At 69.2% G+C, this 23,915-nt stretch carries 20 protein-coding genes; 14 read left to right on the top strand and 6 right to left on the bottom strand.

From position 1 onward, the window contains the following. Nucleotides 1–16 precede the first annotated feature (16 nt). Both ACFFGN_RS26330 and topA read left to right on the top strand, forming a co-directional pair. The gene (locus ACFFGN_RS26330; protein WP_380052590.1) at nt 17–1,327 is read left to right on the top strand and encodes an alpha/beta hydrolase family protein; all 1,311 of its coding nucleotides are present in this window, start codon (nt 17–19) and stop codon (nt 1,325–1,327) included. Nucleotides 1,328–1,609: 282 nt separating this feature from the next. Then, nucleotides 1,610–4,369 carry a type I DNA topoisomerase gene (gene topA, locus ACFFGN_RS26325; RefSeq protein ID WP_380052588.1) on the top strand — a complete coding sequence of 920 codons (2,760 nt, stop codon included), beginning with the start codon at nt 1,610–1,612 and terminating at the stop codon, nt 4,367–4,369. A gap of 198 nt (nt 4,370–4,567) precedes the next feature. Here topA and ACFFGN_RS26320 read toward each other — a convergent pair whose 3' ends face one another. After that, nucleotides 4,568–5,194, bottom strand: a complete 627-nt coding sequence (locus ACFFGN_RS26320; protein WP_380052586.1) for a superoxide dismutase — start codon at nt 5,192–5,194, stop codon at nt 4,568–4,570. A 133-nt stretch (nt 5,195–5,327) separates the two neighbouring features. Between ACFFGN_RS26320 and ACFFGN_RS26315 the strand changes: the two genes are divergently transcribed. Continuing rightward, complete coding sequence (locus ACFFGN_RS26315; protein ID WP_380052584.1) at nt 5,328–5,786, top strand: Fur family transcriptional regulator; 459 nt, start codon at nt 5,328–5,330, stop codon at nt 5,784–5,786. A 7-nt stretch (nt 5,787–5,793) separates the two neighbouring features. Here ACFFGN_RS26315 and ACFFGN_RS26310 read toward each other — a convergent pair whose 3' ends face one another. Then, a complete protein-coding gene (locus ACFFGN_RS26310) occupies nt 5,794–6,258 on the bottom strand; it encodes a hypothetical protein (RefSeq protein ID WP_380052582.1) in 465 nt (154 codons plus the stop codon). A 286-nt stretch (nt 6,259–6,544) separates the two neighbouring features. On the opposite strand from ACFFGN_RS26310, the gene ACFFGN_RS26305 reads away from it, so the two are divergent. Genes ACFFGN_RS26305 through ACFFGN_RS26295 form a run of 3 tightly spaced genes read left to right on the top strand, consistent with a single transcriptional unit; the run spans nt 6,545 to nt 12,670 of the window. Next, nucleotides 6,545–9,343, top strand: coding sequence for a glycoside hydrolase family 2 TIM barrel-domain containing protein (locus ACFFGN_RS26305; RefSeq protein WP_380052580.1), 2,799 nt, complete (start codon nt 6,545–6,547; stop codon nt 9,341–9,343). Between the two features lie 46 nt (nt 9,344–9,389). Then, nucleotides 9,390–11,504 (top strand): dTMP kinase, encoded by a 2,115-nt coding sequence (tmk, locus tag ACFFGN_RS26300; RefSeq protein ID WP_380052578.1) that lies wholly within the window; start codon nt 9,390–9,392, stop codon nt 11,502–11,504. Then, nucleotides 11,498–12,670, top strand: coding sequence for a DNA polymerase III subunit delta' (locus tag ACFFGN_RS26295; RefSeq protein ID WP_380052576.1), 1,173 nt, complete (start codon nt 11,498–11,500; stop codon nt 12,668–12,670). The genes tmk and ACFFGN_RS26295 overlap by 7 nt, the downstream gene beginning before the upstream one ends. Nucleotides 12,671–12,680: 10 nt before the next feature. Here the strand turns inward: ACFFGN_RS26295 and ACFFGN_RS26290 are convergent, their stop codons facing one another. Continuing rightward, nucleotides 12,681–13,283 (bottom strand): DJ-1/PfpI family protein, encoded by a 603-nt coding sequence (locus ACFFGN_RS26290; RefSeq protein WP_380052574.1) that lies wholly within the window; start codon nt 13,281–13,283, stop codon nt 12,681–12,683. Next, a complete protein-coding gene (locus ACFFGN_RS26285; RefSeq protein WP_380052571.1) occupies nt 13,280–14,242 on the bottom strand; it encodes a GlxA family transcriptional regulator in 963 nt (320 codons plus the stop codon). The genes ACFFGN_RS26290 and ACFFGN_RS26285 overlap by 4 nt, the downstream gene beginning before the upstream one ends. A 156-nt stretch (nt 14,243–14,398) precedes the next feature. Here ACFFGN_RS26285 and ACFFGN_RS26280 point away from each other — a divergent pair, with 156 nt between their 5' ends. The 7 genes from ACFFGN_RS26280 to ACFFGN_RS26250 all read left to right on the top strand — a co-directional run bounded on the left by ACFFGN_RS26280 (nt 14,399) and on the right by ACFFGN_RS26250 (nt 21,795). Further along, a complete protein-coding gene (locus ACFFGN_RS26280; protein ID WP_380052569.1) occupies nt 14,399–15,076 on the top strand; it encodes an HD domain-containing protein in 678 nt (225 codons plus the stop codon). A 12-nt stretch (nt 15,077–15,088) separates the two neighbouring features. Further along, nucleotides 15,089–16,456, top strand: a complete 1,368-nt coding sequence (locus tag ACFFGN_RS26275; protein WP_380052567.1) for a Dyp-type peroxidase — start codon at nt 15,089–15,091, stop codon at nt 16,454–16,456. 191 nt (nt 16,457–16,647) lie between these two features. Then, the gene (locus ACFFGN_RS26270; RefSeq protein WP_380052565.1) at nt 16,648–17,358 is read left to right on the top strand and encodes a DUF4190 domain-containing protein; all 711 of its coding nucleotides are present in this window, start codon (nt 16,648–16,650) and stop codon (nt 17,356–17,358) included. 16 nt (nt 17,359–17,374) lie between these two features. Next, nucleotides 17,375–18,445: a DUF4190 domain-containing protein gene (locus tag ACFFGN_RS26265; RefSeq protein ID WP_380052563.1), complete on the top strand. Its 1,071-nt coding sequence runs from the start codon at nt 17,375–17,377 to the stop codon at nt 18,443–18,445. Further along, nucleotides 18,442–19,083 (top strand): DUF4190 domain-containing protein, encoded by a 642-nt coding sequence (locus ACFFGN_RS26260; protein WP_380052561.1) that lies wholly within the window; start codon nt 18,442–18,444, stop codon nt 19,081–19,083. Before ACFFGN_RS26265 ends, ACFFGN_RS26260 begins: the two co-directional genes overlap by 4 nt. A gap of 73 nt (nt 19,084–19,156) precedes the next feature. After that, nucleotides 19,157–20,239: a PSP1 domain-containing protein gene (locus ACFFGN_RS26255; RefSeq protein ID WP_380052764.1), complete on the top strand. Its 1,083-nt coding sequence runs from the start codon at nt 19,157–19,159 to the stop codon at nt 20,237–20,239. A gap of 20 nt (nt 20,240–20,259) precedes the next feature. Next, nucleotides 20,260–21,795 (top strand): alpha/beta hydrolase, encoded by a 1,536-nt coding sequence (locus tag ACFFGN_RS26250; protein ID WP_380052559.1) that lies wholly within the window; start codon nt 20,260–20,262, stop codon nt 21,793–21,795. A gap of 35 nt (nt 21,796–21,830) precedes the next feature. Here the strand turns inward: ACFFGN_RS26250 and ACFFGN_RS26245 are convergent, their stop codons facing one another. Beyond that, on the bottom strand, nt 21,831–22,460 hold the full coding sequence (locus tag ACFFGN_RS26245) for a hypothetical protein (protein ID WP_380052557.1): 630 nt from the start codon (nt 22,458–22,460) through the stop codon (nt 21,831–21,833). Between the two features lie 133 nt (nt 22,461–22,593). Between ACFFGN_RS26245 and ACFFGN_RS26240 the strand changes: the two genes are divergently transcribed. Next, on the top strand, nt 22,594–22,950 hold the full coding sequence (locus ACFFGN_RS26240) for a sterol carrier family protein (protein WP_380052555.1): 357 nt from the start codon (nt 22,594–22,596) through the stop codon (nt 22,948–22,950). A 9-nt stretch (nt 22,951–22,959) separates the two neighbouring features. Here ACFFGN_RS26240 and ACFFGN_RS26235 read toward each other — a convergent pair whose 3' ends face one another. Further along, nucleotides 22,960–23,784: a hypothetical protein gene (locus tag ACFFGN_RS26235; RefSeq protein WP_380052553.1), complete on the bottom strand. Its 825-nt coding sequence runs from the start codon at nt 23,782–23,784 to the stop codon at nt 22,960–22,962. Nucleotides 23,785–23,915: the final 131 nt, after the last annotated feature.

Raw genomic sequence — 23,915 nt, 5'->3', positions numbered from 1 at the left:
GCGACAGGGTCGACCCATGACGAATCGATCGACGCCCACCCGTCGGCGGCTTCTCGCCGCCTTAGCAATCGCCGTCGTCCCCATCGCCGGCACGATTTCCCCTGCCACCGCCGCCGGCGCCATCACCGCTACCACCGCAGCCAGCGCTATCGCCGCCGCAGGCGGTTCGAGCGCAGCGGCGCCGCCGTACCGGCCGGAGTTGCCGAAGCCGACCGGCAAGTCCGCGATCGGCAGCACCGAGTTGCACCTGATCGACCGGTCCCGGCCGAACCCGTGGACCAACGCCGGAAAGCGCGAGCTGATGACCACCGTCTGGTACCCGGCGGTTCCGGGCGCGAACGGCCCGCGGGCGCCGTACGCCCCCGCGAAGGTCGCGCCCCTGCTGGCGGCTGACCTCACGCAGTTCCTCCAGCTCCCGGCGGACCGCCTCGACTACGCGACGGTACGGACGCACGCGCGGACCGGCGTACCGGCGCTCGGACGGCACCCGGTCGTGCTGTATTCCCCCGGGTTCGGTACCTCCCGGCTGCTCGGCACGAACCAGGTCGAGGAACTGGTCAGTCGCGGCTACGTCGTGGTCACGATGGACCACCCGGGCGAGGCTCCGGTCGAGTTCCCCGGTGGTCGCGTACATCCCGTCCAGTTGCCGCCGGATCCGGCCGGAATGATCAAGAAGGCCATGGGGATTCGAGGCGCCGACACCCGGTTCGTGCTCGACGAGCTGGAGCGGCTCGCGGCCGGGCGCAACCCGGACGTGAACGGCCGGGCGCTGCCGCGTGGGCTCGGGCGGGCGCTCGATCTGCGCCGGATCGGCATGTTCGGGTACTCGGCGGGGGGATTCGCCGCGGCCGAGACGATGCTGGTGGACCGGCGCCTCGACGCGGGCGTGAATCTCGACGGCACGATGATGTACGACCTCCAGACCCAGGAGCTGAGCCCGGTCGCGAAGCTCGGCCTGGACCGGCCGTTCTTGTTGTTCGGCGCGGACAAGCACACGCATCTGCCGATTCCGGGTCATCCGCTGGACGACCCGGCCTGGACGTCGTTCTGGTGGCACCAGCGCGGCTGGAAGCTCGACCTGAACATTCCGCAGGGCACGCACGGGTCGTTCGCCGACTACCAGTTCTCGCTGCCCGGCCTGGCCCGGGCGAACGGCCTCCCGGCCGAGACGGTCACCGAGGCGCTCGGAAAGGTCGATCCGGCCGGCAGTGTGCGGGCTCAGCGGGCGTATCTGGGCGCGTTCTTCGAGCGGTTCCTGAAGGGCCGGCCGCAGCCGCTGCTGTGGGGTCCGTCACCTGCCCACCCGGAGGTCCGCTTCGTCTTCTGAGCCGGTTACGGGGCCGAAAGCGCGGCCGGAAACCGTCCATCCCCTGGTCTCGAAACGTTACTTCGGGGCCGGGGGATGCGAGGGTGGCAGGCGTAAGGTCGACGCGACCGGTTACCGTGCGTTGAGAAATGCGTTGCCGTCGGCCGTACTCTGTCCTCGGAGCAGAACGGGTTCACGCCCGCGTCACGGGGGAACAAGCGGTCGGACTGGCACGTTGACGAGCGTCGGCACCAACGGTGCGACGCACCACGTAACGCGATGGAGATTCGGGCAAGGAGCGCAGTGGCAGGGGCATCAGGAACCACGGCAGCAGCGGGCGCGGGACAGCGCCTGGTGATCGTCGAGTCGCCGAAGAAGGCGCGGATGATCGCCGGCTTCCTCGGGTCCGGTTACGTGGTGGAGTCGAGCTTCGGCCATATCCGCGACCTGCCCAAGGGCGCCGACGAGATCCCGGCGAAGTTCAAAGGTGAGGCCTGGGCCCGCCTTGGCGTCAACATCGAGCAGAACTTCGATCCGCTGTACGTCGTACCGGCCGACAAGAAGGCCCAGATCCGGAAGCTGAAGGATCTGCTCAAGGGCGCCTCCGAGCTCTACCTCGCGACAGATGAGGACCGCGAGGGTGAGGCCATCGCGTGGCACCTGCTGGACGAGCTGAAGCCGAAGGTTCCGGTCAAGCGCATGGTCTTCCACGAGATCACGCCGAAGGCGATCCAGGACGCCGTCGGCAGCGCCCGCGCTATCAACGACGACCTGGTCGACGCCCAGGAGGCCCGGCGCATTCTCGACCGGCTCTACGGCTACGAGGTCTCGCCGGTGCTGTGGAAGAAGGTCATGCCGAAGCTGTCGGCGGGCCGGGTCCAGTCCGTCGCGACCCGGATGGTGGTCGACCGCGAGCGCGAGCGGATCGCCTTCCGTACCGCCTCCTACTGGGACCTCGACGCCACCCTCGACGCGGGTGAAGGACGCCAGCCCCGGCTGTTCCCGTCCCGCCTGGTCGCGGTCAACGGCGCCCGGGTGGCCCAGGGCCGCGACTTCGCTCCGACCGGTGAGCTCAAGAGCCAGAACACGGTCCACCTCGACGAGCAGACCGCCACCGCGCTCGCGGAGAACCTGCGTGCCGCGCGGTTCACGGTCAACTCGATCGAGTCCAAGCCGTACACCCGCAAGCCGTATGCGCCGTTCAGGACCACCACCCTGCAGCAGGAGGCCAGCCGCAAGCTCGGCATGTCCGCCTCGCAGACGATGCAGATCGCCCAGCGACTGTACGAGAACGGCAACATCACCTATATGCGTACCGACTCGGTGACGCTGTCGGACACCGCGCTGACCGCGGCCCGGGCCCAGGTCCGCGAGCTGTACGGCGCGAACTACCTGCCGGACAAGCCGCGCGTGTACACCTCCAAGGTGAAGAACGCCCAGGAGGCGCACGAGGCGATCCGCCCAGCCGGTGAGCACTTCCAGACCCCGGCACAGACCGGCCTCAGCGGCGCCGAGTTCCGGCTCTACGAGCTGATCTGGATGCGCACGATCGCGTCCCAGATGAAGGACGCCGAAGGCCGCAGCGTCTCGATCAAGATCGGCGCGACCGCCTCGACCGGTGAGAACTGCGACTTCACCTCGTCCGGCCGGGTGATCACCTTCCACGGCTTCCTCAAGGCGTACGTCGAGGGCGCGGACGATCCCTCCGCCGGTACCGACGACCAGGAGACCCGGCTGCCGGATGTCGCCGAGGGCGACGTACTGCCGGCCGAAGAGGTTGTCGCCTCGGGGCACGAGACGAAGCCGCCGGCCCGATTCACCGAAGCCACGCTGATCCGCGAGCTGGAAGAGCGCGAGATCGGCCGCCCGTCGACGTACGCCTCGATCATCGGCACGATTCAGGCCCGCGGCTACATCTACAAGAAGGGCAACGCGCTGGTTCCGGCGTGGCTGGCCTTCGCAGTGGTGCGGCTGCTCGAGGAGCACTTCACCCGGCTGATCGACTACACCTTCACGGCCTCGATGGAGGACGTGCTGGACGAGGTCGCCGCGGGTAACCGCGAGCGCGGCCTGGTGCTGGCCGGCTTCTACTTCGGCACCGAGGGGGTCGAGGGCCTGAAGTCCATGGTCAGCGATCTCGAGGACATCGACGCCCGGGAAATGTCCACCTTCGGTGTCGGCGACGCGGACAGTGGCATCGTCGTGCGCGTCGGCCGCTACGGCCCGTACGTCGAGGACGCCGAGGCCAACCGGGCGAACGTGCCCGAGGACCTGCCGCCCGACGAGTTGACCGTCGACAAGGCCAAGGAACTGCTCAGCCAGCCGTCGGGTGTCGAGCTCGAACTCGGCAAGGACCCGGAGTCCGGGCTGATGGTCGTCGCCAAGGCCGGGCGCTTCGGGCCGTACGTGACCGAGGTGCTGCCCGAGGACGCGCCGAAGAGCGCCAAGCCCCGGACCGGCTCGTTGCTGAAGTCGATGACGCTGGAATCGGTCACCCTCGACGAGGCGCTGAAGCTGCTGTCGCTGCCGCGAGTGGTCGGCAAGGACCCCGAGTCCGGTGACGAGATCACCGCGCAGAACGGGCGCTACGGGCCGTACCTGAAGAAGGGCACGGACTCGCGCTCGCTCGAGACCGAGGACCAGATCTTCGACATCACGCTGGAAGACGCGCTGAAGATCTACGCCCAGCCGAAGCAGCGTGGCCGGCGCGCGGCGGCACCGCCGTTGAAGGAACTGGGCGAGGACCCGGAGTCGGGTCAGCCAGTGGTCGTGAAGGAAGGCCGCTTCGGGCCGTACGTGACCGATGGCGAGACCAACGCGACCCTGCGCAAGGACGACTCGATCGAGTCGATCTCGCTGCTGCGGGCCGCCGAACTGCTCGCCGAGAAACGGGCGCGCGGGCCGGTCAAGAAGAAGAAGGCCCCGGCCAAGAAGACCACCGCCAAGAAGACCACCGCCAAGAAGGCCACCACGAAGAAGACGGCCGCGAAGAAGGCCACCACGACCAAGAAGACCGCGGCCAAGAAGACCACCACCAAAAAAACCGCCGCCAAGAAGTCCTGAGCTGCGACCTCCGTCTTCTTTGCGACGAGTGGACCCGTTTGCCGCTGCGAGGCGACCTGCACCTGACAGGTAGCGGACGAGCGGCAAAACGGGTCCACTCGTCGCAAAGAAGACGTTGCGACCCGCACACCTCGGACCTGCGTGGACATACGAAAGGCCCCTCCACCTGGAGGGGCCTTTCGGTTGTTCGGTGGTGCGTCAGGCAGGCGTGATCAGGCCGGCCGTCTGGGTACGAGCGGCCTCGAAACGCTTGGCGACGTCGCCCCAGTTGGCGATGTTCCAGAACGCGTCGACGTAGTCGGCCTTGACGTTGCGGTACTGCAGGTAGAAGGCGTGCTCCCACATGTCCAGCATCAGCAGCGGCACCTGGCCCTGGGCGAGGTTGCCCTGGTGGTCGTAGAGCTGCTCGATGATCAGCTTCTGGCCCAGCGTGTCGTAGGCCAGGATCGACCAGCCGGAGCCCTGGATGCCGAGGGCGTTGGCGCTGAAGTGCTTGCGGAACGCGTCGAACGAGCCGAAGAACTCGTCCACCGCCGCACCCAGCTCGCCGTCCGGCTTGTCGCCGCCGTCCGGGGAGAGGTTCTGCCAGAACACCGTGTGGTTCACGTGACCCGCGAGGTTGAACGCGAGGTTCTTGCCGAGCTGGTTCACGGTGCCGAAGGAGTCCTTCTCCCGCGCCTCGGCCAGCTGCTCGAGCGCGGTGTTCGCGCCGGTGACATATGCCTGGTGGTGCTTGGAGTGGTGGAGCTCCATGATCTGGCCGGAAATGTGCGGCTCGAGTGCGCCGTAGTCATAGCCAAGATCCGGCAGGGTGTAGTCGGTCACGACGAATCCTCCGAAGAAAGTAAGGCTGGTTCGCTCTCGACTATATTCCTCCGCCCGGATGACCCGACTGCGGCGGTGCGAACGCCCGGAGAACAAGACGCGCAAACGCCCGCGAATGCGGGACACTGGACAGATGGCGACCCCTGCGAAGACGCACCTACGCGACACAGTCGACGTGACGGCGGCCCGGTTGCGCGAACGAGGCGAGCGGGTCACCCCGGCCCGGCTGGCCGTGGTCGAGGTGCTCGCGGCGACCGACGAACACCTGAGTGCCGAGCAGATCGGCGAACGAGCCGAGTCCCTCCGCCCGGGTATCCACCGCGCGACGGTCTACCGCGCCCTCGAAGCCCTCGGCGAGTTCGGCCTGGTCACGCACGTGCACCTCGGCCGCGCCGGTACGACGTACCACCTGTCGGGTGATCTCGTGCCGCGGCACATCCACCTGCGGTGTTCCGAGTGCGGCACGGTGCTCGATGCCCCGGGCAACACGCTGGACCCGGTCCGGCGCAAGCTCCAGCGTGAGCTCGGCTTCCGCCTGGACCCGGAACAGGTCGCCCTGCTCGGCACCTGCGCCGACTGCGCAGGTGCCTGAGCCGGGACTAGCCGGTGACGGTCAGGCGCAGGGTGCCGGCGGCCGGCGCGGTGGTCATGCTGAGCAGGTAGACGGTTTCGCCGGCCTTGACGTTCAGGGTGGTCCGGGCGCCCTTCGTCTTGCAGTCGAAGCTGTGGAACGGCGGGTTCTTCCGGACGCCGATCAGCTCGACGCGGTAGTTCGAGCCGGCCGAATCGACGGTCAGGACCCGGTCGGTCGTCGCGGTGACCTTGTACCAGACGGTGCCCTTGGGCGGGCTGAAGATGTTGCCGCACTCCTCGGAGATGCTGTCGGCGTCGTTGTCGCGCGTCGCCTCCCGGGTGTCCAGCACGTGCCGGCCGACGGTGAGCTCGGCGGCGGTGTCCATCGTGTCGTTGGGCGGGACGGCGAGGGTGGCGGCGCCCGCGGTGGTGGCGGACCCGGCCAGGATGGCGGGAAGGGCGAGCAGAGCGAGTACTCGGTTGATCGTCATGACACCGATCATGCCGTCGCGAGGGTCGATCTCTAGACCATTCGATCTCGGTCGAACCCTCCCGGCCACGCCTGACCTTTGCGACGATCGAACCCTCCGGCCTTACCTGACCTTGGCGACGATCGGACCCGTTTTGCCGCTCGTCCGCTGCCTGGCAGGTGCAAGCTGCCTCGCAGCGGCAACGGGTCCGATCGTCGCCAAGGTGGGAGCAGGGTGTGAAATCCTGCACGATGTTCACAAATGTTGGACCTTGTGTGGTCTTTGCGGTCTTCCGGCGGTACGGTCAATGCCTGTGACGACAGACCACTCGTACGTCGAGAGCTTCGCGCCCGGCGCTTCCGTCCTGCCCGCCCGTGCCTGGCTGCACGACGACGCGGCCCGCCTTCGGCTCACCGGCGACTGGCGGTTCCGGCTCTCCCCGAGCCTGGCCGAGGCTCCGGACGACCTCGGGGATCCCGACACCGGCGCCGACGGCTGGTCGGATCTGGCCGTGCCGTCGCACTGGCAGCTGGCCGGCCACGGCAGTCCGGCGTACACGAATATCGACTACCCGTTCCCGCTGGAACCGCCGTTCGTGCCGACGGACAATCCGACCGGCGACTACGTGCGTACGGTCGGGATTCCGGCGGACTGGGACGGCGCCCGGATCGTGCTGCGGTTCGAGGGCGTGGACTCCCGCTTCGCGGTGTGGGTCAACGGCGAGCTGATCGGCTGGTCCTCGGGCAGCCGGCTGCCGAGCGAGTTCGACCTGACCGGGTTCGTCACGGCCGGTGAGCAGGCGACGATCGCGGTGCGCGTGCATCAGTGGTCTGCCGGGAGCTACCTCGAGGACCAGGACATGTGGTGGCTGTCCGGGATCTTCCGCGAGGTGAACCTGATCGCCCTGCGGCCGGAGGCGGCCACGGACGTCTTCGTACACGCCGACTTCGACCACCTCACCGGTGGCGGCTCGCTCCTGGTCGAGGCGGATGTCGCCGGCACGGTCGTACTGCCCGAGCTCGGGCTCGAGATCCCCACCGGTGAGCGCGTCGCGATCGAGGCCGTCGAGCCCTGGAGCGCCGAAGTGCCTCGCCTGTACGACGCGGTGCTGCGCGCGCCGGGTGGTGAGGTCCGCCTGCGGGTGGGATTCCGTACCGTCGCGATCGTCGACGGCGTACTCCAGGTCAATGGCCGTCGGGTGTTGTTCAACGGCGTCAACCGGCACGAGTTCCACCCGGATCGCGGCCGGGCGCTCACCGAGCAGGACATGCTGGACGACGTTCTGCTGATGAAGCGGGCCGGGATCAACTCCGTCCGGACGAGCCACTACCCGCCGCATCCGCACTTCCTGGACCTGTGCGACGAGTACGGGTTGTACGTCGTGGACGAGTGCGACCTGGAGACCCATGGGTTCGACTACGAGCCCGAGCCGCCGAAGCTGCCGAACCCGGTGATGGACGAGCGCTGGCGCGACGACCTGGTGGATCGCATGCGCCGCATGGTCGAGCGGGACAAGAACCACCCGAGCATCGTGATCTGGTCGCTGGGCAACGAATGTGGCATGGGCGACAACATGCGCGCGATGTACGACTTCGCGCACGATCGGGACCCGTCGCGGCCGGTGCACTACGAACGCGACGGCGATGCCGAGTTCGTCGACGTCTACTCGCAGATGTACACCTCACTTGAGGATGTCGAGGTGATCGGCGCGGATTCCTCGCTGTACAAGGGGAAACCGTTCATTCTCTGCGAGTATGCGCATGCCATGGGCAACGGTCCGGGCGAACTGCTCGACTATCGCGCGCTGTTCGAGAAGTACCCGCGCTGTCAGGGTGGCTTCATCTGGGAGTGGATCGACCACGGTCTGCGTACCACCGATGCCAAGGGCAACGAGTTCTACGCGTACGGCGGAGACTTCGGTGAGACCATTCACGACGGCAACTTCGTCTGCGACGGCCTGCTGTTCCCGGACCGGACGCCCTCGCCGGGCATGGTCGAGTACACCAAGGTGATCGAGCCGCTGGCCATCGTTGCCGACGGCAATAACCTTCGCATCACCAGCAGGTACGAGGTGCTGGACACGTCGAACCTGACCTTCCGGGCCGTCGCCGAGGTCGAGGGCCAGCACGTGGAATCGTTCACCCTCGATGTTCCGGTGCTCGGGCCGGGTGAGACCTGTGTTGTGCCGTTGCCGGAGGTGGACGCGACCCGGCCGGAGACCTGGCTGACCGTCACCGCCGAACTGGCCAAGGAGACCACCTGGGCGGACGCGGGACATCCGATCGCCTGGGGCCAGGTCCGGCTCGACGAGCCCACGGCGATCGGTGGGCCCGCTGAGGTGGGACCGGCCGAGGGCAAGGTCACCGCGGCCGGGATCTCGATCGACGCGCTGCGCGATGTCCGGCTGGATGTTTGGCGCGCGCCGACCGACAACGACCGCATCCCCGGTGTGGCCGCGGCGTGGGAAGAGGCCGGGCTACACCGGGTCCAGCACCGGGTGGTATCGGCCGGCGTGGTCGATGGCGCCTGGCAGGTCGTCGTACGGACCGCGCCTCCGGCCCTGCAGTGGGGCCTGACTTCGACCTGGCGTTGGACCCGGGCGGAGGACGACTCGCTCGGGCTGCGGCTGTCGGTCGTACCCGACGGGCAGTTCCCGGCCACGCTGCCGCGTCTTGGCATCACCTTCGAACTGCCGCGGGTGGAAACGGTCGACTGGTTCGGCGCCGGCCCGGGCGAGGCGTACGCCGACACCAGGGCCGCCGCGGCCGTCGGGCGGTACCAGGCGAGCGTGGACGAGCTGCAGACGCCGTACGTACGGCCCCAGGAGAACGGTCATCGCATCGACACCCGCTGGGCCCTGCTGAGCGGCCTGCGGGTGCAGGGTGAGCCCGACCTGTTCGGGTTGACCGTACGCCGGTGGACCACGGCGGACCTGGCCGCGGCCGGGCACCACCCGGATCTGACCCCGCACGAGTCGACGACGTACGTGACGCTGGACCTCGCCCAGGCCGGTATCGGCTCGAACTCGTGTGGCCCTGCGTTGTCGGAGCAGTACAAGCTGCACACGGCCCCGGCATCGATCGCACTGCGATTCCGCACGGTCTAAAGGTCGGGGTCAAAAGCTGTCGGGGGGTCGCACTAGGCTGCATAGCGTGGCTGAGCCGTTCGATCCCCTGACCGATCCGGCGCCCGCGCATGACCTGCGCGCGGTGCTGCGGATCCGGGCGTTCCGGCGGCTCTGGATCGGCTTCGGGCTGTCCAGTCTGGGCGACTGGATCGGCCTGCTGGCGCTGACCGCGATGGCGAAGTCGTTCGCCGGTGACGACTACCAGCTGGCGAACTTCGCCATCGGTGGCGTGCTGTTCCTGCGGGTGCTGCCCGCGCTGGTGATGGGACCGGTCGCGGGCTGGATCGCGGACCGGCTGGACCGGCGCTGGACGATGATCGTCGGCGACATGCTGCGGGCGGCGCTGTTCGTCACGATCCCGATCGTGCACACGCTGACCTGGCTGCTGGTCGCCACCGTGCTGATCGAGATCGTCAGCCTGATCTGGGGTCCCGCCAAGGACGCCAGCGTGCCGAACCTGGTGCCCCGGCATCGGCTCGAGGCCGCGAACCAGATCAGCCTGATCACGACCTACGGCTCGGCGCTGCCGGCGGCGGCGCTGTTCACCGCGATCACCCTGCTGGCGAACAACGTCGAGCGGGCCACCGGCGGCCTGGGCGTGAACTCGATCGACCTGGCCGTCTATCTGAACGCGGCCACCTTCGCCATCTCCGGACTGGCGATCATGTCGGTGGCCGAGATCGGCAAGGCGGCCGCCTCCGGGCCGGAGAAACATCCGACGCTGTGGCGCACGATGGTCGAGGGCTGGTCCTTCGTCACCGGTACGCCGGTGGTGCGCGGCCTGGTCGTCGGTATCTCCGGGGCCTTCGCGGCGGGTGCCGTCGTGATCGGCCTCGGCCGGACGTACGTCGAGGACCTGCACGCGGGTGATCCCGGCTACGGCCTGCTCTTCGGTGCCGTTTTCGGCGGTCTCGCGCTTGGTATGGGATTCGCGCCCCGGCTGTTCTCCGGGCTGTCCCGGCGCCGGCTGTTCGCGGCCGGACTGGTCGGCGCGGGCATCGGGCTGACCGGCTTGGCGCTGATCCAGCAGATCGAGATCGCCACCATGATCGCGATCTGCCTCGGCTTCTGCGCGGGTGCCTCCTGGGTCTGTGGCTACACCCTGCTCGGGCTGGAAGTGCCGGACGAGGTGCGCGGGCGGACCTTCGCGTTCGTGCAGTCGGCCGTTCGGACCGTGCTGGCGGTGACGCTGGCGATCGCGCCGTTCGCCGCCGGTGCGATCGGGCGGCACAGCTTTTCCATCGGTGGTGGCAAAACCGTCACCTACAACGGCGCGGCCATCACGATGCTGATCGCGGCCGTGCTCGCGGTGGTGATCGGCCTGCTCGCGTGGCGGCAGATGGACGACCGGCCCGGCGTGCCGTTCCTGCGTGATCTGCGGCGTAGTTTCGGTAAGACTCCGGGCATGTATCCGACGCAGGGCCTGTTCATCGCGCTCGAGGGCGGCGAGGGCGCGGGCAAGTCGACCCAGTCCACCGCGCTCGCCGGCTGGCTCACCGAGCAGGGCTACGAAGTGCTGCTGACCCGTGAGCCCGGCGCGACCGAGTTCGGTCAGCAGCTGCGCCAGATCGTGCTCGACCCGGCGACCGGCGACATCTCGCATCGCGCCGAGGCGCTGCTCTACGCGGCCGACAAGGCCGAGCACGTGGACGCGGTGATCCTGCCGGCGCTGCGCCGCGGCGCCGTCGTCATCACCGACCGGTACGTCGATTCCGCACTGGCCTACCAGGGCTCCGGGCGGGACCTCGACCAGGCTGACGTCGAGCGGGTCAACCGCTGGGCCACCGCCGATCTCCGGCCGAACCTGACCATTCTGCTCGACCTGGCACCGGCGGTCGGCCACGGGCGGTTCCAGCGCCGGGACCGGATCGAGGCGGAGCCGGCCGAATTTCACGAGCGGGTCCGGCGGGCCTTTCTCGAACTCGCCGCGGCCGAACCGCAGCACTACCTGGTTCTCGACGCAGGCACGGATCGGGAGACTCTCGCCGCGCTGATCCAGGCCCGCGTCGCGCCGATGCTGCCACCCAAGCCGGACGACGACGCCGCCCCAGCCGCGGCGAAGGCCGCGGCGGACGTGCGGGTGCGGGGCGAGCAGGAGCCGGTGGACAAGGAGCGGGCGGGGCAGGAGCAGCCATGGTGAGCGTCTGGGATGAACTGGTCGGCCAGGAGCCCGCGGTCAAGATCCTGCAGCGGGCCGTCGCCGCCGCGGACAACCAGCTGCAGGGCATGAGCGGCGCGGACGTGGCCGGTATGACGCACGCCTGGCTGATCACCGGCCCACCCGGTTCCGGCCGGTCGAACGCGGGCCGGGCCTTCGCCGCGGCCCTGCAATGTGGTCTGCAAGGCTGCAACGAGTGCACCAACTGCCGGACCGTGCTGTCCGGCGCGCATCCCGACGTCTCGCTGATCCGGACCGAACTGCTGTCGATCCGCGTCGCCGAGATCCGCGAACTGATCCGCCGGGCCGCGATGAGTCCCACCCAGGGCCGTTGGCAGGTGATGGTCGTCGAGGATGCGGACCGCCTCACCGAACAGGCCGCGGACGCGCTGCTGAAAAGCATCGAGGAGCCGTCGCCACGCACGCTCTGGGTGCTCTGCGCGCCCACCGTGGAGGACGTCGTGCCCACGATCCGCTCGCGCTGCCGTCTGCTGGTGTTGCGTACGCCGCCGACCGCCGCGGTCGCCAAGATGCTCGCCGAGCGCACCGGGATCGACCCTGAGCTGGCCACCTTCGCTGCCCGCGCGGCGCAAGGGCACATCGGACGGGCCAAGGCGCTCGCCCGGGACGAGGTGGTGCGGCAGCGCCGGAGCAACGTGCTGAAGGTGCCGTTCGAGCTGCGCACGATCGGCTCCTGCCTGAACGCCGCCGCGAAGCTGGTCGACGCAGCGAAGGAAGAGGCCAAGGCCAGCGCGGCCGAGGTCGACCAGCGCGAGCGTGCCGAGCTCGAACAGGCCCTCGGCGTCGGCACGAAGGGCGCCAAGCCCCGCGACTCGAACGCCGCCCTGAAGGAACTCGAGGACCAGCAGAAGGCCCGGGCCAAACGCTGGGAGCGCGACGTGCTCGACCGCTCGCTGGTCGACCTGATGGCGCTGTACCGGGACGTGCTGGTGGTTCAGACCAACGCGGGCGCCGAGCTGATCAACGCCGAGCTGGAGCGCGAGATCGCCCAGCTCGCCCGCCGTACCACTCCCGAGCAGACGATTCGCCGCATCGATGCGCTGACCCACTGCCGCGACGCCATCGATACCAACGTGGCCCCCCTGCTCGCCGTCGAGGCCCTCACGCTGTCGCTGCACGAGGGCTGAGGCGGGACCGCTAGATCGGTTCGTCGGCCAGGTACGGCGGGGCCGGGTCGTACTGGATCTCGCGACGTACGGCTCGCGCGTGGTCACGGCCGTGCAGACGCCCGACGAGCCACAGCGCGGCGTCGATACCGGCGGAGACACCCTGGGAGCTGACGAGGTTGCCGTCCACCACGTAGCGGGCGTCGCGGACCACGGTGACGTCTCCGCGCGCGGCGAGGGCGTCCTCGTACTGCCAGTGCGTGGCCACCCGTCGACCGCGAGCCGGACCGGCGGCGTGCATCAGGAACGCTCCGGTGCACACACTCACGACCCAGCTGGCCTGCTCGGCGGTTTTGCCGATCCAGTCCGTGACGGTGGCATTGTTCGGCTCGATCTCGCGGGCGCCACGGCCGCCTGGCACCAGAATGACGTCCAGCGGCGGATGGTCGTCCAACGTGTGATCAGGCAGGACCCGCATGCCCTTGCTGCATCGGACCGGGCCTGGGTTCTCGGCGAGCAGCAGCGCCGAGCCGGCGCCGTCGCGTAACTGGGCCGAAGTGGTGAAGACCTCCCAAGGGCCGGCGAAGTCGAGTTCTTCGACCACGTCGAAAAGCAGTAGTCCGTAAGTGGTCACAGGGTTTCTCCCATAGCTGATCGGAAACGCTCGCGGTAGTCGGAGGGGGCGACGCCGAGGCGCCGGTGAAAGCTGCGCCGCAAGGTCTCGGCGGTGCCGAAGCCGTAACGCCGGGCGACGACGTCGATGGGATCGCCGCCGTCCGCCAGGGCGCGCTGCGCCGCCTCCACCCGGACTCGCTCGACGTACGTGGCGGGCGGGATGCCGAGTTCGGCGGTGAAGCGGCGTTGCAGGTGGCGAGGGCTGAGTCCGGCATGCGCGGCCAGGCCGGCGATGTCGTGCCGGGCGCCGGGGTCGGCGTGGATGGCCGTCACGGCCTGGCGGATCGGGTCAGAGGTTGGCTGCATCGACCACAACCCGACGCTGAACTGGGACTGATTGCCCGGCCTGCGCAGGAACAGCACGAGGTGACGGGCGACCTCGAGTGCCACCTGCTGTCCCTGATCCTGCTCCACCAGGGCCAGCGCGAGATCCATGCCCGCGGTCACGCCCGCGGAGGACCAGATGTCGCCGTCGCGCAGGAAGATCGGGTCGGGCCGGACAGTGACAGCGGGATACTCCTGCGCGAGCCGCTCGGCCCTCGCCCAGTGCGTGGTGACGCGGCGGCCGTTCAACAGGCCGGCCTCGGCCAGCAGGAACGCGCCGGAGCAGACCGAGGCGATCCGCCCTGCTCCGCGAGCGGCAGCAGCGATCCAGTCGATCAGCCGCGCGTCGTGCCGGGCGGAGTGGACGCCTGTACCGCCGACGACCACCAGTGTGTCCAGGCCGGCCGGTGACAACGCCGCTATTCCGTGCTCAGCGTGCACCGGCAGACCACTGTCCGTGCCCACAGGCCCGGGCATCGGGGCCACCACCGTGCAGTCGTACCCGCCGGCCCGCTGGAACACCTCATACGGTCCGACGAGGTCCAGCGCCTGGAAGCCATCGAAGATCACGAAGGTGACGCGGTGTGGGTGCACCTTTCCACCGTCGGGTCTGCGCGCGATGGCGTCAACGACAGGTTTCCCACAGATCGCGCCATCGACCGGGTCCGCGAGCGCGCGGACAGATCGAATGGCAGCGCCGGTCGAACCGGCGGCCCGCGCCACTCGCCTCCCGAAGGAAGTTGAACTCCGATGGACTACGGCTGCCTGCCTTTCCCAAGTACCGACCTCGCCGTCGCCGCTCTGCGGCATGCTCGCGACCTCGAGCAACCGGCCGTCTTCAACCACAGCATGCGCAGTTACCTGTACGGCCGCTTCATCGGTGCGGAGCGCGGGCTGCGCCCCGACCTCGACTACGACGACGAGCTGCTGTTCTTCGGCTGCGTGCTGCATGACACCGGCCTGTCCGGGCAGCGCGCCGGCGAGCAGACCTTCGACATCGACGGAGCCGATCACGCCGTTGAGTTCCTTGGCGGCCTCGGGGTGGCACCGGAGCGCCTTGAGGTGGTCTGGGACGCCATCGCCTTGCATCTGCAGCCCGGCATCGCGTCGCGCAAGCGACCGGAGATCGCGCTCGTATCGGCAGGCGCCGGCTTCGACCTCGGCCCGCACGGCCCCTACTCCCTGCCGGCCGGGTACGCCGATCGCGTTCACGCGCTGCTTCCCCGTCTTGGTGGCGCGGCCGCGCTGTACGACGCCATCGTGGCCCAGGCGCTCGAAATGCCAGTCAAGGCTCCGCCGTTCACCCTGCCCGGCGAGCTGCTGCGCCAGCACACCGGTCAGAGCTGGCCTACCTGGCGGCAACTGATGGACCAGCCGCCGAGCTGGAACGACTACGCCACCCGCACGGCCGGCCCACTCGCCCACTGAAGGACACCTCAAATGCCAGACGATTCCATCGAACGACAGGACTGCCCGCCCATGCGCCCCGCCGTCTCGCGGCGCGCGCTACTTGCCTCACTCGCGGCCGGCGCCGGCACCGGAGTGGGGGTGGCGCTGGCGATCGGTGCGAACGACGCGGCGGCTCCTCCGCTCGTCCAGAGCGCCGAGACGCCTTCCGTGGAACGCTTTTACGGTACGCATCAGCCGGGCATTGCCACCGCTTCCCAGCGCTTCGCCGTGTTCGCGGCATTCGACCTCGAAACCGGCGACGATGCGGGAGGGGCGCCGGCCGGCGCACGGGTCGCCGTGAACTTCCAGCACCTCATGAAGCGCTGGAGCGACGTCGCAGCGGCGCTCATGGCGGGCACTCCGGCCGGTCCGCTGCCCGTCAATCGTGCCGGCGCGCCTGCCGACAGCGGCATCGCTGACGGCCTGGCCCCGTCCCGGCTCACAGTGACGTTCGGTCTGGGGCCGGAACTGTTCGACCGGATCGGCAGGAACGACCTGCGGCCAAAGCGCCTGCGCGAACTGCCGGCCTTCTCCACCGACCGGCTCCAGCCCGCTTGGAGTGGTGGCCAGCTCTTCGTGCAGATCTGCGGTGACGATCCGCAGACCATCAGCCATGCCTTCCGGTCATTGCGTGGCCGCGCACCTGGCCTGGCCCGGTTGCGCTGGAGCCAGCAGGGATTTCTCGGCCGTTTCGGTGCCGCCACCGCCCGCAACCTGTTCGGCCAGAAGGACGGCACTGCCAACCCGCGCCCAGGCACGGCGGCCTTCGACGACGCGGTCTGGGCCCATGGGGATGAGCCTGCCTGGTTCGCCGGCGGTACGTACCTGGTCTTCTGCAAGATCCGCATGAACCTGCCCAAGTGGGATACCTCCACCGCTCGGGAGCAGGAGCTGGCCATCGGCCGTCGCCGCGACACCGGTGCCCCGCTCAGCGGCGGACACGAGTTCAGCCCACTCGATTTCAGCAGCACCGGACCGGACGGCCGGCCGCTGATCGCCCCGGACTCCCATCTGGCCCTGGTTCGCGATGTCCCGATGCTGCGCCGCTCGTACAACTACGACTACGCCTTCCAGGTCGCGGCGGATCCGGCCGATGGCCACCACGCCGACCGGCCGGGCCACAGCCACGACGACCCCCTGCACGACCACGCCGGGGCCGGGCACGACGGCTACGACACCGGCATGCTGTTCTGCGCGTACCTGCGAGACCCCGCCGACTTCGTCCGGGCGCAGCAGAAGATGGCTGCCGCCGACCGGCTCAACGCCTTCGTCGAGCACACCGGCAGCGCCGTGTTCGCCATCCCTCCCGGCGTCCAGCCGGGGCGACCTCTCGCAGCCGCTTTGTTCCCGAGGCGTTGAGACGGTCCAGCGGAACCGCCGATCCCGGTTGCCCAGGGACAAGCGGGAACACGTTGGCGGCATCGGCGTGCGTAAAGAACCGGCGAAGCGTGTAACGCAACCGGCAGGCGGGCCGATGTGTGGGTGGCCAGTGGCACACATCGTCATGGGTCCGCACGTACCGCGATCGCGCCGCCACCTAGGGAATTCAGATGACCCAACCGCCCCGTCCGCCCGAAATGGGCTCCGACCTGGACGCCGGTTTCACTACGGCGCCCGGGCGGCGGGTGCTGCCGTCGGCGGAGAGCTGGGTGGACGGCGTTTCGGCCGAGCCGCCGGCGGTCCGGCGGCTGGACGGGTTCTCGGTGGCGGGCTTCGTGCTGGGCCTCGCGGGTGCGATCGTGCTGTCGATCCCGCTCGCGGTGGCCGGCCTGCGCCGGACGCGGCAGACCAACCGGCAGGGTCGGCGGCTGGCCTTGGCCGGGCTGTGGCTCAGCGCTTGCTGGGTGGTGGTCTTCGCGGTGCTGGTGGCCTTCGGCGTGTTCGCCGAACGGGAGGCGGAACTGGGTCAGGCGGTGCCGGTGGAGGACCTGCGGGTGGCCCAGTGTTTCAACGCGGATCTGAGCCAGGGATCATTGCTGGTGGCGCGGATTGCCGACTGCGCCCGGCCGCATACCGGTGAGGCGTACGCGCGGGCGAAGGCCCGGCTCACCGGACTCAGCCCGGACGACAAGGCGGACGCGGCGACGCGCGCCTGCGCCAGTTCGTTCGAGCCGTTTGTCGGTCGCCGCTACGAGGATTCCGAGCTGGACATGTACTACGTCGTACTAGAGGATCGGGCTGTTGCCGACGGCAACGTGCTGTGCATGGTCGGTACGCCCGGCCAGCAGTTGACCGGATCCATGCGCGGATCCCGGCGGTAACGGGGGTGATGTCGCGATGAGCGATTCCGGCGACCAGCCACGCCCGGATGCCACCGCCACCGACGGTCCCGGCAGCACGGGCGGTCCCGGCGGCACCGGCGGTCCCGGCGGCGCGGGCGCACCTACGGCGGCGGGTACGTCGCTCACCGAGGTGGCCGCGAACACCCCGCTGATCCCGTCGGAACTACCCGATCCGAATCAGCCACCGCCCGCACCCGCCGCGAAGCCGGAACCTGAGCCGGAGCCGGCGCAGCAGCCCGCGCCCGCGCAAGCCACCGCACCCGCCGTACCGGCCGGGCCGACCGATGCCGCCGGGCCTATGCAGGCCGCCGGCCCGATGATGGCGTGGCGTCCGGCGGAGGTCGGTGGTGGGTCCGCGGACCCGAATCCCAGTCCCTGGGTGATCCTCGCGCCGCCCGGCCAGGGCCCTGGTTCGCCGGAGAACGAACGCGCGGGCCGCAAGCAACAGCCGGCCTGGACGCTCAACGTCGCGACGTTGTCGTTTGTGCTCAGCCTGCTGATGGTGTTCGCGATCGTGACGCTGCCGATGGCGATCGCCACGCTGCGGCACATGCGCGGTACGGCGGCCCGGCGCCGGGGTCTGGCCATCGCGGCCACCGTGATCTCGGCGGTGTCGCTGCTGGTCGTGCTGCCGACGTCGGCGTTCCTGCTGCTGACGGCAGGCGAGGTCCAGCGCAACGAGGCCGGTGTGGTGGTCAAGGGCGGCACGGTCGACGCCTTCGAGGCCCGGGTCGGGGACTGCTTCGACGAGGCCGGCCGGAACGAGGCGCGCGAGCTGAAGCTGATCCCGTGCCGCGACCAGCACAACTCGGAGATCTTCGCGACGCCGATGCTGACCGGCGAATACCCCGGTGATCAGGAGCTGGAGGACCTGGCCGAGCGGTTGTGCCCGGCCGAGTTCAGCTCGTACGTCGGGTCCGAGCTCAAGGACTCGACCCTCCTTTACAGCTACTTTTATCCCGACCGGCGGGCCTGGGCGAACCCGGACAATCTGCATCTGGTCTGTTTCGTCTCCGACGCCAAGGGCGACCGCCTGCAGGGCAGCGTGAAAGGCAGTGGCCGATGACCCAGCCCCCGTACCAACCCGGCCAGCCGGGCTACCCGGGCCAGCCAGGTCAACCGGGTTACCCGGGTCAACCCGGCTTTCCGCGGTACGGCGTGCAGGACGACGTACCCGGTCAGCGGCCGCAGGATCGCCCGCAGGACACGCCCCGGCCGGAGGCCTCGACCGGCAGCCCATGGGCCAGCCCAGGCGGTGCGTCGTACCCGAACCTTCCCGTGGACACCAGCTACTCGAGCCAGCTCGTGCCGTCGCAGCCGGTTCAGCCCGTTCAGGCGGGGTATCCGGCTCAGCTCGTGTACGGGCCGTACCAGCAGGGCTCGCCGGAGTACGGCTATGGCTACGGCGCCAACACCTCCAGCACGAACGGCATGGCGCTGGCATCCCTGATCCTCAGCCTGAGCGGCCTCCTGGTGCTGATCGCGGCGCCGGTGGGTTGTGTGCTCGGCATCATCGCCATGCGCCGGATCCGCAAGACCGGGGAGCAGGGCGCGGGCATGGCCCTGGCAGGCATGATCATCGGCGGCCTGATCACGGCGATGGTGCTGGGCTTCGTGCTGCTGGTCGTGATCTTCGCCGTGAACAGCCCCGACTACGACTCGTCGCTCGGCTATCTCTCCGCGCTGCTCGCGGCCAGGCCGTAGGTCACCATCCGGCCCGAATCCGCCTGATAACCCTGATCGCCTCCGCCTGAGCACGTAGGCTGGCGGCGTGGGCATGGTGATGGCGGTGTCGTTCGAGCGATACGGGCGGCTGTACTACCTCGACCCCGGCCCGCATTTGCCGCGGGTCGGGGACAAAGTGCTGGTCCCGACCGACGACGGGCCCGAGGTGGCCGAGTGCGTCTGGGCGCCACAGCTGGTGCCCGAGGACATCGGTGGACTGCCGACCTGCGCGGGGATCGCGACCCAGGCCGATCTCGATCGAGACGAGCAGAACCGCCGTCGCCGGGTGGACGCCAGGGCGATCGCGAAGCGGCTGATCCGGCAGCACGATCTGCCGATGAAGGTCGTCGGCATCGACTTCGTGGATCGCCGGGAAGACGTCGACCAGCTCGTCATCGTTTACTTCTCCGCGCCGCATCGGGTGGACTTCCGCGAGCTGGTGCGGGACCTCGCCCGCGGCCTGCGCGCCCGGATCGAGCTGCGCCAGGTGGGCGCCCGGGACGAGGCCCGCCTGCAGGGTGGCATCGGGCCGTGCGGGCGGGACCTGTGCTGTGCGACGTTCCTCAAGGACTTCGAGCCGGTCAGCGTCCGGATGGCCAAGGACCAGGACCTGCCGCTCAACCCGCTCAAGATCTCCGGGGCCTGCGGACGGCTGATGTGCTGCCTGAAGTACGAGCACCCGTTGTACCAGGAGTTCAACGCCAAGGCCCCTGCGAACGGAACGGCCGTCGAGACCCCGCTGGGCGATGGCGTCGTCGTCGGGCACAACGTGCCGAGTGACACGGTCGTGGTTCGTCTGGCCGCCTCAGGCCGTCGTTGCGCCTGCAGCCGCGCGGACGTCTGTTCCCCGCGCCAGCAGTACGAGACCTCCCCGAGCGCCAAGGTGACCCCCGGCAACAACCCGGAGCCCGCCAGCGGCCCGGAGCCGACGCCGGTTGAGATCCGTAAGCCCGACGCCAGTACGCCGCAGGCCGCGGTGGTCCCAGCGGATGGCCCGGGCATCGGTCAGGATGGCCAGGCGGGTGAAACGGCCGCGACGGGCGAACGACCCGCGCGCAAGCCGCGTCGCCGGCGCCGTACGACGTTCCGCGACCAGGCGGGCGACGCCCACAACACGGGAGAGAACGCGGAGTGAAAACGCGCAGGGTTGGGTTCGTGGCGGCGCTGACGGCTCTGGCGGTGATCACGGGCGGCTGTACCGTCGCCACCCGGGCCCAGGACGCGGACGGTGGTTCGGGGCCGAGTGTGCCGCCACCGAGCAAGGGACCGGCCGGACCGATCCCTGCCGGCCTGGAGCGGTTCTACCAGCAGACCCTCGAGTGGGGCAGTTGCGATCCGAACAGCGGTCGCGGTGGCCCCGGCCAGTGCGCGATGGTCGAGGTGCCACTGGACTACGACAAGCCCAACGGCGAAACGATCGAGCTGAAGGCCCGCCGGATCGCGGCGCGCGACCGAAACAACCGGATCGGCACGCTCTTCCTCAACCCGGGTGGCCCGGGCGGCTCCGGCGTGGAGTACGCGTCGGCCGCCAGCTTCGTGCTCGGCGAATCCCTGGTTCGTAAGTTCGACGTCATCGGCTGGGACCCGCGTGGCGTCGGCGAATCCACGCCGGTGCTTTGTCTCGACACCGCGCAGATGGACGCGTTTGTCGCCACCGACGGCAGTCCCGACGACGAGGCCGAGATCAACGCCCTCGACAAGGTGGCAAAGCAGCTCGCGGACAACTGTCAGGCCAAGTCGGGAAAGCTGCTGCCGCACGTTTCGACCAAGGACGCGGCCCGCGACATCGACGTACTGCGTGGCATCGTCGGCGACACTGAGCTCTACTACCTCGGCAAGTCGTACGGCACCTACCTCGGCGCGACGTACGCCGAGCTCTTTCCCAAGAACGTCGGCCGGCTGGTGCTGGACGGCGCGGTTGATCCGGCCCGACCGACCGACCAGATCAACATGGCCCAGGCCAAGGGCTTCGACACCGCGCTGGAGGCCTTCGCGGCCGAGTGCGCGCAGCGGTCGTGCGAGCTCGGCAACAGCAAGGAAGCCGTACTGGCCGCCGTGGACAAGGTGCTCGCCGACAGCGACAGCAAGCCGCTCACCGGCGACGGGACCCGCGAGGTCGGCCAAGGCCTGGCGGTGCTCGGCGTGATCTTCCCGCTTTATGTGAAGGATTACTGGCCGCGGCTCGAGAAGGCCGTCGTGGATGGGCTCAAGGGCGACGGCAGCCGCCTGCTGGCCTTGGCCGACGAGTACACCAGCCGTAGCCCGCAGGGTTATGCGGACAACTCCGGCGAGGTCATCTACGCCGTGAACTGCATCGACCACCCGGACATCACCTCGGTCGCCCAGGCCAAGAGTCAGGCGGCGGCGTTCACCGCGGCGTCACCACGATTCGGGCCCTACCTGCTGTGGGGATCGCTGCCGTGCGCGCACTGGCCGGTCAAGCCCGTGAACACTCAGCACCCGATCAAGGCCGCCGGCGCGAAGCCGATCGTCGTGGTCGGCACCACCCGCGACCCGGCCACGCCGTACGAGTGGAGCGTGGCGCTGGCCGGACAGCTGGAAAGCGGTGTGCTGATCACCCGTGACGGGGACGGCCACACCGGTTACAAGGAAGGTAATCGCTGCGTGGACGAGGCGGTCGAGAAGTACTTCCTCGAAGGCACCGCCCCCACCCAAGACCTGAAGTGCTGACAGCAGCCTGAAGTGCTGTTCGAAGCGCTGAAGGTCTAGCCGGGCTGGCCGGAGGCGGAGCCGTTGACCGGCTGGTAGGACTCCGTGGCCTTGGCGAGCACGATCGCCATGCCCGCGGCGTCCTCCGGGCGGCCCGCGACGGTGATCTCAGCGAGCGTGCCTTCGCCGTCGATGGCCGGGATCCAGCGCGACAGCACCATCCGCGGCTCTTTGCCGGCGTTGCGGGTGTAGGTGTAAACGAGCGTGGTGTCGTCCTCGGAGACGATGCGCAGGTCGGTCTGATTGCGCACCTTCTTGGCCCGGTCGCTGACCTGGCGGTCGGTATCGCGCCGGCTGGGCGAGTTCACGAACCGGATCATCCACACACTGGACGGATGCTCGAACCGGGTCTCGTCGTTGGCCCGCTCGTCCTGCGGCCAGTCGGACGGGACCAAGGCCTGACCACCAGGGCCGAAGGTTTTGCTGACAAAGGTGAGAGCGGTGCCATCGAGGGCGCCGGCGGCCGGGTCGGGCGACGGCTTCTGCACTGGCGTGGTGGCGACGATCTGCGGACGGGCACCGGTCAATGGTTCGTCGCGAACTCCTACGTAAATCCCGAAGGCTGCCACCCCGACGGTCATCCCCAGCAGGGTCGCCAGCAGTGCCTCGTGCCGCGGCGTGAGCATCAGGGCCTCGCTTCCGTTCCAGTCCCGCCTTGATTATCGATCAGACCCCGGCGACACGCCTAAACGGCGGCCCGGTCCCTTTGGAGCTGACGCCCGCGCGGCCGGTTTGGTTGCACCCGTACGCTGACGTGTCGTGACGGAAGACGGATTCGAACCGGAGCTGGCAGCGGCTCTGCGGCGTTACCAGGCAGGCGAGGCGGAGCGGCCCGACCTGAAGCTGCTGACCAAGCACCTGCTGAAACTGCTGGTGGCGAAGGCGCCCGGCCATGCGGTCGAGGTCCGCGTACCGCCGTACGGCGCCGTACAGTGCATCGAGGGCCCCCGGCACACTCGCGGTACGCCTGGCGCGGTGGTGGAGATGCCCGCCGAGATGTGGATCGACCTGGCCCTGGGCCGGGTGCAATGGCAAGAAGCCCGCGGGGCCGGCCGCGTGCGAGCCAGTGGCGAGCGGACGGACCTCAGCGGGCTTCTGCCGTTACTGCGGGTTTGACGCCGTGGCTCAGCGACCGGCGGTCGCGGTGTGCCAGAGCGGGGTCTTGTCCTTGTAGATCACCACGTTGCCGTCGTTCTGCATCGCCAGCAGCGAACCGGGCCGGTTGGTGCGGGTCGACCAGAGCGCCTGCTTGCCGTAGTAGATGACGAAGTTGCCGTCGTGCTGCATGGCGGCGAAGGAGCCCTTGCGGTTGGTGCGGTAGTTCCACAGGCGCTGCGTACCGGCCTTGTAGAGCACCAGGTTGCCGTCGGTCTGCATGATGAACTTGAAGCGGCGGTTCTGCGAGAACAGCGCGATACCCGGCCGCAGCAACTGGCCCGGGCGCAGGAACGTCAGCACCATGTAGCGGGTCCAGATCGGCTTCTTCGCGGCGTTGTACAGCACCAGGTTGCCGTTGTTCTGCATGGCCAGGCCGAAGACCTTGCTCGGGCTGGTGTTCGTCGCCCAAACCGCCTTCTTGTTGTGGTAGATCACCACGTTGCCGTCGGTCTGCATGGCCAGGAAGGCGCCCGGCTTACCGGCGGTACCGGTGCTCCACAGCGCGGTCCGGCCCTTGTAGACGACCGCGTTGCCGTCCTTCTGCATGGCGAAGATGTACGCGCGGTCGGGCGAACGGAGGAGCTGGCCCGGCAACAGCCGCTGGCCCGGCTTCAACAGGTACGAGACGGCGGTGGTGCTCGCGCTGCCCGAGGCCGACGTGGCGGCCGTGGCCGAGGTGGTACCGGCCGAGGCCGTGACGGGGGTCAGCAGGGCGGCGGCGGCCGTCACGGTGGCGGCACCGGCGGTCACGGCCGCGACGACGCGGGTGCGGATCCTCGTGCTCGAAGTCATGCGTTTGGTCTCCGTAGATCGGGGAAGTCGTTCAGATTTCGGGCCCACTTCAACAGACGACGGGTTCACCGGACCGGTTCCAGCCGACGGAAAACGAGTACCTTCGCTGTCGCGGCGGTGAAATCATGTGC

Source organism: Kribbella deserti, from assembly GCF_042434725.1.
Taxonomy (GTDB): domain Bacteria; phylum Actinomycetota; class Actinomycetes; order Propionibacteriales; family Kribbellaceae; genus Kribbella; species Kribbella deserti.
Note: the sequence above shows the minus strand (reverse complement) of the source record. Positions and strands in the feature narration are given on the sequence as shown.